The organism is Actinomyces provencensis, from assembly GCF_900155435.1.
GTDB classification, from domain to species: domain Bacteria; phylum Actinomycetota; class Actinomycetes; order Actinomycetales; family Actinomycetaceae; genus Pauljensenia; species Pauljensenia provencensis.
Genome location: NZ_LT700212.1, coordinates 382,168 through 396,947, shown reverse-complemented (window position 1 = coordinate 396,947; position 14,780 = coordinate 382,168). Strand labels below are relative to the sequence as shown.

Here is a 14,780-nt window from a genome sequence, read left to right as displayed (position 1 = left end):
GGACCACGTGCCGGTCACGTTCCGGGCGCCACGTGCGCACCACCAGGTCGCGGGAGCGTGCGGAGGCCCGCCAGTCGATGTCGCGGGGATCGTCGCCGCGCACGTACTCGCGCAGGGAGTCGAACTCGGTGCCCGGGCCACGCAGGATCGTCGCGGTGGAGCCCTCCAGTTCGTGCAGGCGCGCCAGTCGCGAGGGCAGGAGGCGCCGGGAGCGGAACTCCGGCAGCACCGCCAGGGTCGCGGGCACGGCCACGGACACCTGGCGTGCGGCCAGCCCGAGTGGCCCCCACACGCGGATCGTCACGTAGTCCGCCCGGCGCTTGCCGCGACGCTCCGGGGAGAGGCGCGTCACGACACCCACCGAGCCGCCACCGGGCAGGGCCACGCGGTGGCGCGAGGGCGTGGGGTGCAGCGAGGGGACCCAGGCGTCACGCACCTCGACGTGGGCGCCGCGCCGGGTCGGGTTGGACACGGTGACCTCGGACTGAGTGGTCTCGTCGGCGCGGATGGGGCCCGACACGCGACGCTCGATGCGGAACTCGCGCGGGGAGAGCGCCACGATCGCGTCGATGAGGCACACCACGGCGACCAGCCCCACCCAGCCCCACACCATGGAGCGGGTGGGGACCAGCACCACGGCCACCACGCCCAGGGCGACCAATGCGGCCGCCCGACCCGAGACCGCCATCAGCGCGGGACCGGGACGGAGGCCAGCAGGCCCTCGATGACGCCGCGCGCCGTGATCCCCTCCAGGTCGGCCTCGGCGCGCATGGAGACACGGTGGGCCAGGGTGGACACGGCCATCGCCTTGACGTCATCAGGGGTGACGAAGGAGCGCCCCTGCAGGAACGCCCACACCCGCGAGGTGCGCAGCAGCGCGGTGGCACCGCGTGGGGAGACCCCCAGGCGCAACGAGGGCGAGACCCGCGTGGCCTGCACGAGGTCCACGATGTAGCCGATCACCGCAGGCTCGACGACCACCTGGGCGGCGTGGTCCCGGGCAGCACGGATGTCGGCGGGTCCCGCCACGGCGTGGACCCCGGCACCGGCCAGCTCCAGGGGGTCGAAGCCGGCCAGGTGGCGTGAGACGACCTCGATCTCGGCAGCCCGGTCGGGCAGGGGGAGGTCCAGCTTGAGCAGGAAGCGGTCCAGCTGGGCCTCGGGCAGGGGGTAGGTGCCCTCGTACTCGACGGGGTTCTGGGTGGCGATGACCATGAACGGGTCGTCCAGGGGGTGGCTCTGGCCGTCCACCGTCACCTGGTGCTCCTCCATGGCTTCCAGCAGGGCCGACTGCGTCTTGGGGGGCGTGCGGTTGATCTCGTCGGCCAGCAGGAGGTTCGTGAAGACGGGGCCCTCGCGGAACTCGAAGGTGGAGGTGCCCGCATCCCACACCAGGGAGCCGGTGATGTCGGCGGGCATGAGGTCCGGGGTGAACTGCACGCGCGCCATGCGCATGTCCAGGGCCGTCGCCATGGTGCGCACCAGGAGGGTCTTGGCCACCCCGGGCACCCCCTCCAGCAGGGCGTGTCCACCGGCCACCAGGGCGATGATCAGACCGGTGACGGCACCGTCCTGGCCGACCACGGCCTTGGCGATCTCCGCGCGCAGCGCCACCAGGGCGTCGCGGGTCCGCCGTGCGTCGCCCTGGAGGGCGGGCTGCGGTGCACCGCCGGGCGGCGTGGTCGGATGTGCGGCCGACGGTGCGGCGGCTCGGGTGGCAGCAGGGGGTTCGGCGGGGCCGGTGGGTCCCGGAGCCTCCGTGGGTCCGGTGGGGTGCTGCGGGTCAGTCATGGCGGATGTCCTCCTCCAGTCGGGTGAGCTCATCGGCCAGGTCCACCAGGGCCTGGTCGGATGCCGGGGGTGGTCCCCACAGCAGCGTCTGGGCCCGTCCGGGCGTGATCCCGGCCCGGACCAGGGCGGTGTGCAGTTCCTCGGGTGGGCCTGTGGGCGGGACCCCGAGCCTGCGGGCGAGTCGCCGGGCCGACTCCGCCCTGAGTGCCCGGGCCGCGTGGGCACGGTCCCCGTTGCGTCGCAACAGACGGCCCCGTCCCACCACGGTCTCGGCGGCCGGGACGTGACTGGGGAGTTCCTCGGGTACCAGGCGACCGAGGCGGCGCCCTCGTCCCAGGGCTGCTGCCAGGCCCGCGGCACACAGCACGAGCAAGGCCGGGACCATCCACGCCGGGGCCACCGGGGGCGAGTCCTCCATGGTGTCGGAGAAGTCGGCCAAGTACCACACGACCCGGGGCGTGCGGGCGATGGCGTTGATGGCCAGGGCGGCATTGCCGAACTCCGCGACCGTGCCGTTGCGCACCAGGCGGGAGTCGGGGATGACGGCCTGGAAGCCACTCGCAGTGCTCCGCTCGGCGTAGCCCACCATGCCGTCGCCCAGGTCGTAGCAGCCCTGCCAGTCCTGTCCGGGGAGCACCCCGTAGGCCCCGCGGGTGATGCCGCCCGCCCGCAGCGGGGCGTCCAGCGCGCAGGAGGCACCAGCCGCCACCTGGGTGCCCGGGGCCGGCTGGGCACCCGAGACCTCTGGTTCCAGACCCGGCAGGACGTCCCCGTAGGACTGCTCGGTGCCGATGTAGACCAGACGGTCGGCCCCGGCCAGGGCCTGGGCGACCTCGTCACTGGCGCGACCGGGGAAGGCGACCACCAGGGTGGTGTCCGGGTCCTCGGCGAGACGCGCGGCCTCGCGCGCCCCGGAGGCCGCGACCACGTCGATGCCGTTGGCGCGCATCACCTGGACCAGCGCGCGCGCCCCGGAGTCGGTGGTGTTCGTGGTGGACAGGGCGCGGGGGTCCTCCTCGGTGCCCGGAAGCAGGGTCCCCGCCAGCAGGCAGGCCAGGAGCACCACGGCGATGACCATGAGGGGGCGCGCCGCGCGCAGGCGGTGGCGTGAGGTGGGGGTGACGACTCCCGCGACTGCCGTGCTCATCGCCGGGACCCGCCCGCCGGTCGGGGGAGTTGGGGGGAGCGCCGGGGTCGGGAGGGCGTCCCGGGATCGTCGGAGGGTGCCGGATGCCCGAGGGAGTCGGCCAGGACGAGGACACGGGCGTGGTCCCCACCGGTGGCATGGGCGGTCCCGTAGCGCACCGCATCGAAGAGGTCGGACGCCCAGGAGAGCTCACCGGAGACCTGCGGGTATCGTGCGGACGCGTGGGAGGCCGCCTCCCGGGCGGTGAGGCCCGGCGTGTCACGGACCACCCCGGACTCGGCCAGGACCAGCACCAGGACCCGGAAGCCCCACACGAGGGCCAGGTCGAGGTCGCCCTCGCGTGCGGCCCTGTCGGCCCGCTCGCGCGCCTCCTCCAGGGAGTGCTCCTCCCCGTCGAACACGGCGGAGGAGGATCCGCGGTGGGTCAGCCTCACGGGGTTGCGGATGACGAGGACCACGACGATGACCAACGCGATCGCGAAGAGCACCAGGAGCACCGCCGCCACGGGAGGCCGGGCGGAACCACCGCCCAGTGCGTCGGAGACCGCCTGGAGGATCCACCGGATCGCCCTCGTCAATGGGGAGAGCTCGTGTCCGTACTCCGCGCGCGAGAGCTCATCGGTGACCCACCCCCGGGCGGTGTCACCGTCAGGGGTCAGGGGGGCGTCGGTGGGGAGCATCGGCCTTCCAGCTCAGCCTTCCTGTGCTGCCCGGGCCAGGACCGGTGCCAGGTTCTCGCGGCGCATCCTCTCGTCCACGTACATGAGGGTCTCGAAGGCGGCGGCGATGGGGACGACCAGGCCGGACGCGGTGCCGGTGAGGAAGGCGGTGATCGCCACACCCACGGCCGGGGAGGTGATGAACATGAAGAGCGAACCGAGGATGCCCACGGCGCCGCCGATGATGCCGGAGGCCACCGCCGTGATGAGTCCGATCAGCAGGAGCCGCCCGCAGATCCTCCAGAACCCTCCACGGGTGAGGGCCCAGGACCGCTTGAGGGCGGCGATGGGGCCGAGGTCCTCCAGCACGACGGTCATGGGGGCGAACAGGAGGCGGACGGTGAGGAAGAGCATCGCAGCCAGTGCGACGGGAATGCCGAGGAGGAGCGGCAGGACGGCCACCGCGCCGGGATCGGAGTTGGAGGAGAAGGCGATGACCAGTGGGATCGCGAAGAGCGCCAGGACCACCACGACGGCCACCGTCTGGATGATGCCCATGAGGATGGAGGTCCCGATGAGGGGCCACAGCCGCGGGCGCACACGCGACCACGCGTCGCCCAGGGCCGTGACCCGGCCCAGCACCGCGTCGGAGACGGTGAGGGCGAGGATGCCGGAGAGGATCGCCGTCGCGAGCATGGTGAGGGCGGAGGTGCCGAGGTTCGACACCAGCAGGGAGGACAGCCCGGAGGCCGTGCTGGTGAGGTCGTCGTCGAGGGCGGCCTGGGGATCGTCGATGATCGAGTAGAAGGAGCTGGAGAACGCCGCCTGGACGGCCGCACTGATGAGGGACAGGACCGCCAGGAGGGCGACGGAGAAGCCGAACATCACGGCCGGGTTGGACCGGATCGCGCGGAAGGTCCCGTCGAAGAGGTCCCCCAGTTGCAGCGGGCGCAGAGGGATGACACCGGGCTGGGGCGAGGGCGCCCAGGAGGCCGCGTAGGGCGGGAACTGGCCGGGCTGGGAAGGTCGGCCCGGCTGACCGGGGCCGCCGGTGGGGCCCGCGCCGGCACCGTCGGCGCCTCCGTGGCCAGGGGTTCCCGAGGCTCCCGGGGTGCCGCCCTGTGCCTGACCCGGCGCACCCCACGCGGGCGTGCCCTGTGCCTGACCCGGTGCACCCCACGCGGGGGGGCCGCCCTGTGCCTGACCCGGTGCACCCCACCCGGAGGACCCCGGATCAGGGGTCTCACCCCAGGCGGAGGTGGACGGGTCGGGTGTGGAACCCCAGGCGTCGGCTGCGGGGGGAGTGGCCGGCCAGCCCTCGCTGCTCGTCGGTGGCGCCTCGTTCCAGGCGTCAACGGCCGGTGGCGTCACGGGGGCATCGGGTGAGGCACCAGCAGCGGGGTCCTGCGGAGCCGTCGGTGCCTGCTCGCCGTCCGCCGCCCCCAGGCGTGTCTCCGGCTGTGACGGTTGGGGATCCTGCCAGCTCGATGAGGGCGGGGCCCATGACCTCGGTTCGGGGGGCTCGGACCTGTCAGGACCGGGTGTGTTCGGCGTGCTCATCGCTGCCTCCTGGGTCCGGGGCGCGCCTGGGGCGCGCGGTCGGGACCATCGTGCCACGTCCCACCAGCGGGTGCGCCTCTGGGCGGAGTCGCGGATGCCCGCGGGGTGGAGGCGGTGTTCGGCCGGAACTGCCCCGCGCAGCCGAGGGCGGGGCGAGGTGGCCTCCCGGCACGGGGTCGTGGCGGGGCGTGACAGCTGGGAGCGGCGTGGTCCTGACCCGTGCCGTGATTCCGGCGCGCAGCGCGGCTCGACCACGGACTCCGTGCAGGACCGGGACCACCGGGGCCGGCACCCGCCTGGGACCTGTCAACGACCACGCCCGAACTCCGGGACACCACCGGGGCGCCACTGGGACACTGTCGGGAGGGCGGACCTCGGTGCGAGAACAGAGCGGACCTCGTGCCCCGAACTGAGCGGACTTCGGGGTCCGAACAGAGCGGACTTCGAGGGGATGGGCAGGCGAGTCGGGTGCATCGGCGCGCGCATCGTGACACGATCGTGACATGAGTTCGCGCATCCTCGTCGTCGATGACGACGTCGCCCTGGCCGAGATGATCGGCATCGTCCTGGAGGCGGAGGGTTTCGACGTCTCCGACGTCTACGACGGTTCCGAGGCCCTCGACGTCTTCCACACCGTGGCCCCCGACCTGATCCTCCTGGACCTCATGCTCCCCGGGATGGACGGGATCGAGATCTGCCGCCTCATCCGGCGTGAGTCCGATGTCCCGATCGTCATGCTCACGGCACGCTCCGACACCGCCGATGTCGTCTCCGGTCTTGAGGCCGGGGCGGACGACTACGTGCCCAAGCCCTTCAAGCCCAAGGAGCTCGTCGCCCGGGTGAAGGCCCGGCTGCGGGGACACGAGGACTCGGGCGAGGAACACCTCGTCATCGGGGACGTCACCGTGGACGTCTCGGGCCACGTGGTGCGCCGGGGCGGGGAGGAGATCGCGCTCACCCCCCTGGAGTTCGACCTGCTGGTCGCCCTGGGGCGCTCCCCCTGGAAGGTGTTCACCAGGGAGGAACTCCTGGAGAAGGTCTGGGGCTACCGCCACGCCGCCGACACCCGGCTGGTCAACGTCCACGTCCAGCGTCTGCGCTCCAAGATCGAACGCGACCCCGAGCGCCCCGAGACCATCGTGACCGTCCGAGGGGTCGGATACCGTGCCGGAACAGGAGCCTGAGGACACCGCGGGCCTGCCCACCGACTCCTCCGAGCCGTCGTCAGGACCCACGCAGGACGACCGCAGCGCTCCGTCCGCTCCCCCCACCGCCCCCGGGTCCGGGGAGGACACCGCGCTCCCCTCCTCCCTGCCACCTGCGGGGTCGGGGCCGCCCTCGTCGGGCGGGCGTCCGCCCGCGTCGACGACCTCCGCAGCCCACCACTCCACGTCACACCCCACCCCGACACCTCCACCCACCGCCCAGGCGCAGCCAGACCACCGGGGACTGCGGAAGCTGCTCTCCCGCACCGGGGGATGGCTGGAGTCCATCGCCCCCGTGCGTGCCGCCCGCTCGTCCCTGTCCGTGCGCATCGCCGTCGCCATGACGGGGGCGGCCGCCGTCCTCCTGGTCGTCTTCGCCCTGGTCACCTCCCTGCAGCTGCGCGACTCCGTCTTCGCCAGCCGTCGGGACGCCGTCCTGGAGGACGCCTCGGTCCGCTTCTCGAGTGCCCAGTCCGTCTTCGACCAGTCCACGGCCTCCACCCCCGACCAGGTCCAGGAGGCGGCCCGCCAGATGGTGGAGAACATCCGTGGGTCCGCGGCGGGTGCGGGCGCCGTGTCCGTCATGCTGCTGCGCGCCCCCCAGGCCACCGACACCTTCCGCATCAACGAGATCGTGGACTCCGGGATGCTCGACGTCGTGGACGCACCCCTGCGGGAGGACGTCCAGGCCGGCACCCAGGCCTACTGGCAGTCCGTGTCGGTCCCGGATGCGGACGGGCAGGGCAGCGATCCCGGGATCGTCGTCGGGATGCTGGTCAACCTGCCTCGCGCCGGCGCCCACGAGATGTACATCGTCTACTCCCTGCAGTCCGAGCAGACACTCATCGACATGGTCATGCGGGTCCTGGGCGTGGGCGCGATCCCGATCATCGTCGCCCTGCCCCTGGGCACGTTCTGGGTGCTCTTCCACCTCCTGCGCCCCGTGCGACGCACGGCCGCGGCCGCGACGCGCCTGGCCGACGGCGACCTCGGCGCCCGTGTGGAGGTCGAGGGCACCGATGAGATGGCCCGACTGGGAGGCGCCTTCAACGACATGGCGTCCTCCCTGCAGGAGCAGATCCAGGAGTACGACGAACTCTCCCGGCTGCAGCAGCGCTTCGTCTCCGATGTCTCCCACGAGTTGCGCACGCCCCTGACCACCATCCGCATGGCGGAGGAGATGATCTGGCAGGACCGGGACCAGTTCGAACCCGCCACCAAACGCTCCGCCGAGCTGCTCCACGACCAGGTCGGCCGCTTCGAGTCCATGCTGGCGGACCTGCTGGAGATCTCCCGCTACGACGCCCAGTCGGCGCTGCTGGACCCCGACACCGTCGACCTGCGCACCGTGGTCGCCAAGGTCGTCGAGGCGAACTCGGAGCTGGCGACCCGCCTGGGCGTGGAGGTCCGGGTGGACGCACCACCGGAGCGCGCCGCCGCAGAGGTGGACGTGCGCCGCATCGAGCGGGTCCTGCGCAACCTGCTGGTGAATGCGATCGAGCACGCCGAGGGACGCCCGGTCGTCGTCTCCATCGGTGCCTCCGGCACGGACGTCGCCGTGCGCGTGCGTGACCACGGGGTCGGCATGAGTCCCCACACCGTCGCCCACGTCTTCGACCGCTTCTTCCGTGCGGACCCGGCGCGCACCCGCACCACCGGCGGCACAGGTCTGGGCCTGTCCATCGCCGCGGAGGACGTGGCACTGCACCACGGTGTCCTGGAGGCCTGGGGGGTGCTCGGGGAGGGGTCCTCCTTCCTCGTGATCCTCCCGCGGGCAGTCGGGAACGAGGTCGCCTCCCGTCCGCTCGACCTGTGGAGCGCCCCGGGCGCGGGGGAGGAGCAGTCATGAGGACCGACATGCCCGTCACGACGGATTGCGAGGAGGGGCACCCGGGAGGTCCCCGCACCGGGCGTCCGCGCTCGCGGGGGCGCGCCCTCTTGGCGACCTGCGCCGCCCTCGTCGCCGTGCTGCTGGGCGCCTGCACCTCCCTGCCCAATGCGGGGGCGCCCCAGCCCTTCGACGTCTCCGTGCCCGACAACGATCCCCTGGACCTGGCGGCGCGCGCCCCGACGAGGGGGGCCGACCCGGCGTCCCTCATCTCCGGCTTCCTGCTCGCCTGCGCGGCCGGCCAGACGGACGACTTCGCCACCGCGCGACTCTTCCTGGCCAGCGACGTCGCCGCCCGCTGGGACCCGTCGGCGGAGGTGCAGGTCTACTCCACGGACTCCACACCTGAGATCTCGGCCTCCTCGGACACGGACGAGGTCACCGTGAGCGCGCCCGCTGTCGCCACGGTCGCGGAGGACGGGGAGATGACACTGCCCGACTCGGGCGCGCAGGTCACGCGACGGTTCCACCTCATCCAGGAGTCGGGGGAGTGGCGCATCTCCGCGCTCGACGACGGGGTCGTCATCTCGGAGTCCTCCTTCACCGCCGCCTACCAGCTCGCCAACCTCTACTTCCCCTCCCAGGACGGCCAGGTCCTGGTGGCGGACCCGAGGTGGTACCCGAGCAAACGCCTGCCCACCCACCTGCTCACCGGGCTCATCGCCGGTCCGGCGACGTCCGTGGCACCGGCCGTCCTCTCGGCGATGCCCGTCGACGCCAGCTTGCCCTCCCAGGGGATCGACATCTCCGACCAGACCGCGCACGTCGACCTGGAGGGCACCTCGCCCGTCTCGGAGCAGGACCAACGCCTCCTCGCCTGGCAGGTGTCGGCCACACTCACCCAGACCTCGGCCGTCAGCTCCGTGGAGTTGGATGTCTCGGGAACGCGCATCGGCACGGACGACCTGCCCGCGGGACCCGTCTACCGCATGGAGTCCGCGATCGTGTCCGGGGACGACGGCTTCTCCACGCTGACCGGCAACGTCCTCAGCCCCCTGGTGGGGAGTTCCCAACTCGGAGCCGGTGCGAGGCACCCGGCGATCGCACCGGCGGGCACCGCCACCGTGGCGTGGGTGGCGGGCAACGGGGTGAGCGCCAGGCGGCTCGCGGACGGGCAGCAGTCCAGCCAGGACCTCGCCTCACCGACCTGGCCCTCCGTCGACCGGCTCGGGTGGGTGTGGGCGGCCTCGACCGGACAGGAGGGCGCGGACTGGACGGTGCTCTCCGCCGACGGGCAGGTGACCACGCTCGCCTCCCCGTTCACCGACTCCTCGACGCCGACGGCACTGCGGGTCTCCCCGGACGGGGCGCGTGTCGTCATCGTGCGCAGGATCGGGTCCGGACAGAGTGTGTGGGTGGCCCCGGTCATCCGTGACACCCGGGGTGTGCCCACGGGCGTCGGCGCTGCCGTCGCCGTGGCGGGACTGGACGAGGGCGTCGCCGACGTCTCCTGGGCGGGCAGCTCCACCCTGGTGGCACTGCACCGTGTCCAGGGCGGTACCGAACTGATGATCGTTCCCCTGGGAGGCAGGATCTCCACGATCTCGGCACCCTCGACCGCGGAGCACGTCACTGCCGGCACCACCCCGACCACGGTGTACGTCCAGACCTCGGACGGGTCCGTGCTCAGTCGTTCCGGTTCGGTCTGGCAGCCGGTGGTGGCCGAGATCAGCGAGATCGAGTTCCCCGGCTGAGGGGCGGGGCCCCGGATCGCGCTGCCCCGCGCGCGGGTCCGGTCGGTACAGGGGGATGGGGGTTGCCCCTGCGGTGCTGGGGTGCCCGGGGCCCGCGTCCTGCGGGCACCACGGGCGGACCTCCGGCAGTGCGCCGGCACCTGTGGCCGCGGTTCCGTCCACAGGCCGCACGGGACCCCTCGGGATCTCCACAGGTCCCGCCACCGTCCCTCGCGTGACCCGCGAGCAGCGGGTGCACTGTCCCCATGGATGGAGACACGGGAGTCCGACCAGCTCAGGGGCCGCCCTCGTCGCCGCGACGGGACGAGGGCGGGACACCGCGCCGCGAGGAGGAGCGCAGGCCCGGACGCGTCCGGCTCCGCACGCGGGCCGGACCCCTCCCGCACGCCGCACCGCCGGGGGAGCACCAGCGGGGAGTCCTGGCCACACTGGGCGCCGCACTGCTGGAGGTGGTCCTGCCCGTGCAGTGTGTGGGGTGCGGGCAGTGGGACACCTTGCTGTGCCCGGGTTGCGCCGCACTGGCGGAGGGCCCGCCCGGATGGGAGGTGGTGGACGGGCCGACACGCACTGCTGACCTGGGCCTGTGGAGCCTGGGGGAGTACGCGGGGAGGCTGCGTGGCATCGTCCTGGCGGCCAAGCACCGCCCGGCCGTCGACCTGTCGGAGTTCCTGGGCGCGGCCGGACGGACGCTGGGGCGGGGGATCGTGGCCACCGGTGTCCTGACCGGGGTGCGCGAGGTGTGGGTCGTGCCCGCACCGTCGGGGTGGCGCAGGCGATACCGGGACCAGATGGTCGCACCCGTCATCGCCGACGGCGTGGCCCGGGAGGTGGCGGAGGGTGCGGGGACCACCACCCGGGTGGTGGAGCCGGCGGGGCTGCGGCCCTTCACGGGGTCCCAGTCGGGGCGCAGCGGGGGAGAACGTCGCTCGGGGCGCCTGGACTCGATGGTCGCCCGTCTCGAGGTGCCCGCAGGAGTCGGCGTCGTGCTGGCCGATGACGTGGTGACCACGGGCGCGACCCTGCGGGAACTCGCCCGGGTGTGCGGTCCGGGGACGGTCGCCGCGGCGGCGCTGTGCCGGGTCGGCGGCCACAGCGGGGGTGGGTCCGGGAGCAGTCCGGACCGCGGACCGTATGACCTCGGTCACTCCGACGACGTATGATGGGGCATCGAGATCAGGTCAGCCCGCTGGCAGTGAAACACCACGCGAGCTGCACCGACCCAGGGGGTGATAGCCACGCGCACCGCCCGGGGCGTCGAAGCGCCCGGGCATTGACCACGCGGGGAGTACCCCGCCGAGTTCCCCTGGAGGACACATGGACATCACCGTCGTCGCACGCAATGCCGAGATCCACCCGAACTTCCGCGACTACGTCGAGGAGAAGGTCGCCAAGGTCACCCAGTTCTACCCGCGGGCACAGCGGGTGGACGTCGAGCTGACCCATGAGCGCAATCCCCGGCAGGCGGAGAACGCCGAGCGCATCGAGCTGACCGTCTACGGCAAGGGACCGATCATCCGGGCCGAGGCGACCTCGGCAGACCGCTACGCCGCCGTCGACATCGCCGCCGGCAAGCTCTACGAGCGATTGCGTCGAGCACGCGATCGTGCCAAGAGCCACCGTCGCCGCTACCCCGTCGATGTCCCCGGGGGCGTGGAGGTCCCCGTCACGGAGACCGTGGAGGAGGAGGTCGTCCAGGAGGCGCCACTGCGTCCCGCGACCGACCTCAAGCCGGGCGAGGCCCGTGAGGAGCAGCTCGGCGACTCCCCCGTCATCGTGCGTCAGAAGGTCCACGAGGCCCGCCCGATGGGGGTCGACGAGGCCCTGGACCAGATGGAACTGGTCGGGCACCCGTTCTTCCTCTTCGTCGACAAGGACACCCAGCAGCCCTGTGTCGTCTACCGGCGCCACGGATGGACCTACGGTGTGATCCGGCTGAACTCGCAGGTCGCCGTCTGATCTCCGGTGAGGGGCCCGGTACCCGGTGAGGGGTGCCGGGCCCCTCGGCCTGCCGCCAGGAGGGGGCGGGACGGGTGCGGGCGGTGTGGGGGGCGGCGCGCGGGTGCGGACTTCCGTAGACTGTTCCCTGCGCGTGCCCGGGTGCACGCGTCCGGGGGTGCATCCCCGGTCCAGACGTCAGGAGCACCGGTGTCACTCATCGACAAGATCCTCCGTGCAGGCGAGGGCCGCACGCTCAGAAAGCTCGACCGCATCGCCGACCAGGTCGACGCCCTCGGGGAGGACTTCGAGAAGCTCTCCGACGAGGAACTGCGTGCCAAGACCGATGAGTTCCGCCAGCGCCTGGACGAGGGCGAGACCCTCGACGACCTGCAGGTCGAGGCCTTCGCCACCGTCCGCGAGGCCGCGTGGCGCACGCTGCGCCAGCGCCCCTTCCACGTCCAGGTCATGGGTGGTGCGGCCCTGCACCTGGGCAACATCGCCGAGATGAAGACCGGTGAGGGCAAGACCCTGGTCGCCACCATGCCCTCCTACCTGCGGGCGCTCAGCGGCAAGGGTGTGCACGTGGTCACCGTCAACGACTACCTGGCCAAGTACCAGTCCGACCTGATGGGTCGCGTCTACGAGTTCCTCGGGATGACCGTCGGGTGCGTGCTCACCGGGCAGGAGCCCGCGGAACGCCGCCGCCAGTACGAGGCCGACATCACCTACGGCACGAACAACGAGTTCGGCTTCGACTACCTGCGCGACAACATGGCCCAGCGGGTGGAGGACATGGTCCAGCGCGGCCACAACTACGTCATCGTCGACGAGGTCGACTCCATCCTCATCGACGAGGCCCGCACGCCGCTGATCATCTCCGGACCCGCCACCGGTGACGTCAACCGCTGGTACACGGAGTTCGCGCGCATCGCGCGCCTCCTGGAACGCGACGTCGACTACGAGGTCGACGAGAAGAAGAAGACGATCGGCGTCCTGGAGCCCGGTATCGACAAGGTCGAGGACCAGCTCGGCGTCGAGAACCTCTACGAGGCCGCCAACACCCCCCTCATCGGCTTCCTCAACAACTCCATCCGTGCCAAGGAGCTGTTCCACCGCGACAAGGACTACATCGTCGACAGGGGCGAGGTCCTCATCGTCGACGAGCACACGGGCCGTGTGCTGCCGGGGCGCCGCTACAACGAGGGCATGCACCAGGCCATCGAGGCGAAGGAAGGGGTGGAGATCAAGGCGGAGAACCAGACGCTGGCCACCATCACCCTCCAGAACTACTTCCGCCTCTACCCGGAGGGGTCGCGTGCCGGCATGACCGGTACCGCCGAGACCGAGGCTGCGGAGTTCGCCTCGACCTACAAGATCGGCGTCATCCCGATCCCCACGAACCGTCCCATGGTGCGCATCGACCAGGCCGACCTCGTCTATCCGACCGAGAACGGCAAGTTCAACGCGATCATCGAGGACATCGTCGAGCGCCACGACCAGGGCCAGCCGGTCCTGGTGGGCACGACCTCGGTGGAGAAGTCCGAACTCGTGGCCCAGCTGCTGCGTGAACGACACGTCCCCCACCAGGTCCTCAACGCCAAGCAGCACGCCCGCGAGGCCCAGGTCGTGGCGATGGCCGGACGCAAGGGTGCGGTCACGGTCGCCACGAACATGGCCGGCCGTGGTACCGACATCATGCTGGGCGGCAACTCCGAGTTCATCGCCCAGGCGAACCTGGCGGCCCGGGGCCTGGACGCCAAGGAGAACCCCGAGGAGTACCGGGAGGCATGGCCCGAGGCGCTGGCCGAGGCCGAGGCGGCCGTCGAGGCCGAGCGCGAGGAGGTGCGTGAGGCCGGCGGGCTCTACGTGCTGGGCACCGAACGCCACGAGTCCCGCCGCATCGACAACCAGCTGCGTGGCCGCTCCGGCCGTCAGGGGGACCCGGGCGAGTCCCGCTTCTACCTGTCCATGGAGGACGACCTCATGCGGTTGTTCAACTCGGGCATGGCCCAGCGCATCATGGCCTCGGGTGCCTACCCGGAGGACATGCCCCTGGAGTCCAAGGTCGTCTCCCGTTCCATCGCCTCCGCCCAGCACCAGGTGGAGGCCCGCAACTTCGAGATCCGCAAGAACGTCCTCAAGTACGACGACGTCATGACCGGTCAGCGCGAGCTGGTCTACGCCCAGCGCCGCCAGGTGCTGGAGGGGGTCGACCTCAAGGACCAGATGACCTGGTTCATGGAGGGTCTCGTCTCCTCCCTCGTCAACCAGTACACGAAGGACTCCTCGGCGCTCGAGTGGGACCTTGCCGAGTTGTGGGGCGCGCTGCGCAGCTACTACCCGCCCTCGGTCACCGCGGAGGAACTGGAGGAGGCCCACGGCGGCCACGGTTCGCTCACGCGTGAGGACCTCGTCTTCGAGCTCACCGGCGACATCAAGGCCGTCTACGCGGAGAGTGAGTTGGCACTCGATGCCAACCCGCTCGCCCAGCAGCAGTTGGGCGAGGAGCCCATGCGCACCCTGGAGCGCCGGGTCCTCATCGCCACCGTCGACCGGCTCTGGCGCGAGCACCTCTACGAGATGGACTACCTCAAGGAGGGCATCGGCCTGCGTGCGATGGGCCAGCGCGACCCGCTCGTCGAGTACAAGGACGAGGGCGCCCAGATGTTCCAGTCCATGATGGAGCGCATCCGCGAGGAGTCCGTCCAGCAGGTCTTCGCCTACTCCCGCCAGTTCGCCCTCGCCCTGGAGAAGGCCGGGGAGCTCCAGGGCGCCTCCGCCACCGTCGACGCCGCACAGCGGGTCGGGGCGGGTGCGGCCGGGCAGGGAACGGGCCAGGGGCAGCCGGAGCAGGACACGCACGAGGGCGACGACCCGGCCGCCCAGTCCTCACCGGAG

General features: G+C 71.9%; 11 protein-coding genes. 6 read left to right on the top strand and 5 right to left on the bottom strand.

Features of this window, described 5'->3' with window-relative positions:
* The 5 genes from BQ9890_RS01725 to BQ9890_RS01705 all read right to left on the bottom strand — a co-directional run.
* Nucleotides 1–688, bottom strand: a 688-nt coding sequence (locus tag BQ9890_RS01725) for a DUF58 domain-containing protein (RefSeq protein WP_143226383.1), incomplete at its 3' end; no start/stop codon positions are given.
* Entirely contained in the window at nucleotides 688–1,791 is a 1,104-nt protein-coding gene (locus tag BQ9890_RS01720) for an AAA family ATPase (RefSeq protein WP_075888858.1), read from the bottom strand. The genes BQ9890_RS01725 and BQ9890_RS01720, both read right to left, overlap by 1 nt.
* On the bottom strand, nucleotides 1,784–2,938 hold the full coding sequence (locus tag BQ9890_RS01715) for a DUF4350 domain-containing protein (RefSeq protein WP_075888856.1): 1,155 nt from the start codon (nucleotides 2,936–2,938) through the stop codon (nucleotides 1,784–1,786). The genes BQ9890_RS01720 and BQ9890_RS01715 overlap by 8 nt, the downstream gene beginning before the upstream one ends.
* A complete protein-coding gene (locus BQ9890_RS01710; RefSeq protein ID WP_075888854.1) occupies nucleotides 2,935–3,618 on the bottom strand; it encodes a DUF4129 domain-containing protein in 684 nt (227 codons plus the stop codon). The genes BQ9890_RS01715 and BQ9890_RS01710 overlap by 4 nt, the downstream gene beginning before the upstream one ends.
* 12 nt (nucleotides 3,619–3,630) lie before the next feature.
* Nucleotides 3,631–5,157: a DUF7847 domain-containing protein gene (locus BQ9890_RS01705; protein WP_143226200.1), complete on the bottom strand. Its 1,527-nt coding sequence runs from the start codon at nucleotides 5,155–5,157 to the stop codon at nucleotides 3,631–3,633.
* A gap of 503 nt (nucleotides 5,158–5,660) precedes the next feature.
* Here BQ9890_RS01705 and mtrA point away from each other — a divergent pair.
* From mtrA to secA, 6 genes are all read left to right on the top strand, one after another.
* Nucleotides 5,661–6,341, top strand: a complete 681-nt coding sequence (gene mtrA / locus BQ9890_RS01700) for an MtrAB system response regulator MtrA (RefSeq protein ID WP_075888852.1) — start codon at nucleotides 5,661–5,663, stop codon at nucleotides 6,339–6,341.
* Between the two features lie 265 nt (nucleotides 6,342–6,606).
* Entirely contained in the window at nucleotides 6,607–8,211 is a 1,605-nt protein-coding gene (mtrB, locus tag BQ9890_RS01695; protein WP_407638908.1) for an MtrAB system histidine kinase MtrB, read from the top strand.
* Nucleotides 8,208–9,944 (top strand): LpqB family beta-propeller domain-containing protein, encoded by a 1,737-nt coding sequence (locus tag BQ9890_RS01690; protein WP_078062156.1) that lies wholly within the window; start codon nucleotides 8,208–8,210, stop codon nucleotides 9,942–9,944. The genes mtrB and BQ9890_RS01690 overlap by 4 nt, the downstream gene beginning before the upstream one ends.
* 245 nt (nucleotides 9,945–10,189) lie before the next feature.
* Complete coding sequence (locus BQ9890_RS01685) at nucleotides 10,190–11,104, top strand: ComF family protein (RefSeq protein WP_075888850.1); 915 nt, start codon at nucleotides 10,190–10,192, stop codon at nucleotides 11,102–11,104.
* Between the two features lie 154 nt (nucleotides 11,105–11,258).
* Entirely contained in the window at nucleotides 11,259–11,900 is a 642-nt protein-coding gene (hpf, locus tag BQ9890_RS01680; protein WP_075888848.1) for a ribosome hibernation-promoting factor, HPF/YfiA family, read from the top strand.
* A gap of 189 nt (nucleotides 11,901–12,089) precedes the next feature.
* The coding region (secA, locus tag BQ9890_RS01675; protein ID WP_078062155.1) for a preprotein translocase subunit SecA at nucleotides 12,090–14,780 on the top strand (2,691 nt) is incomplete at its 3' end.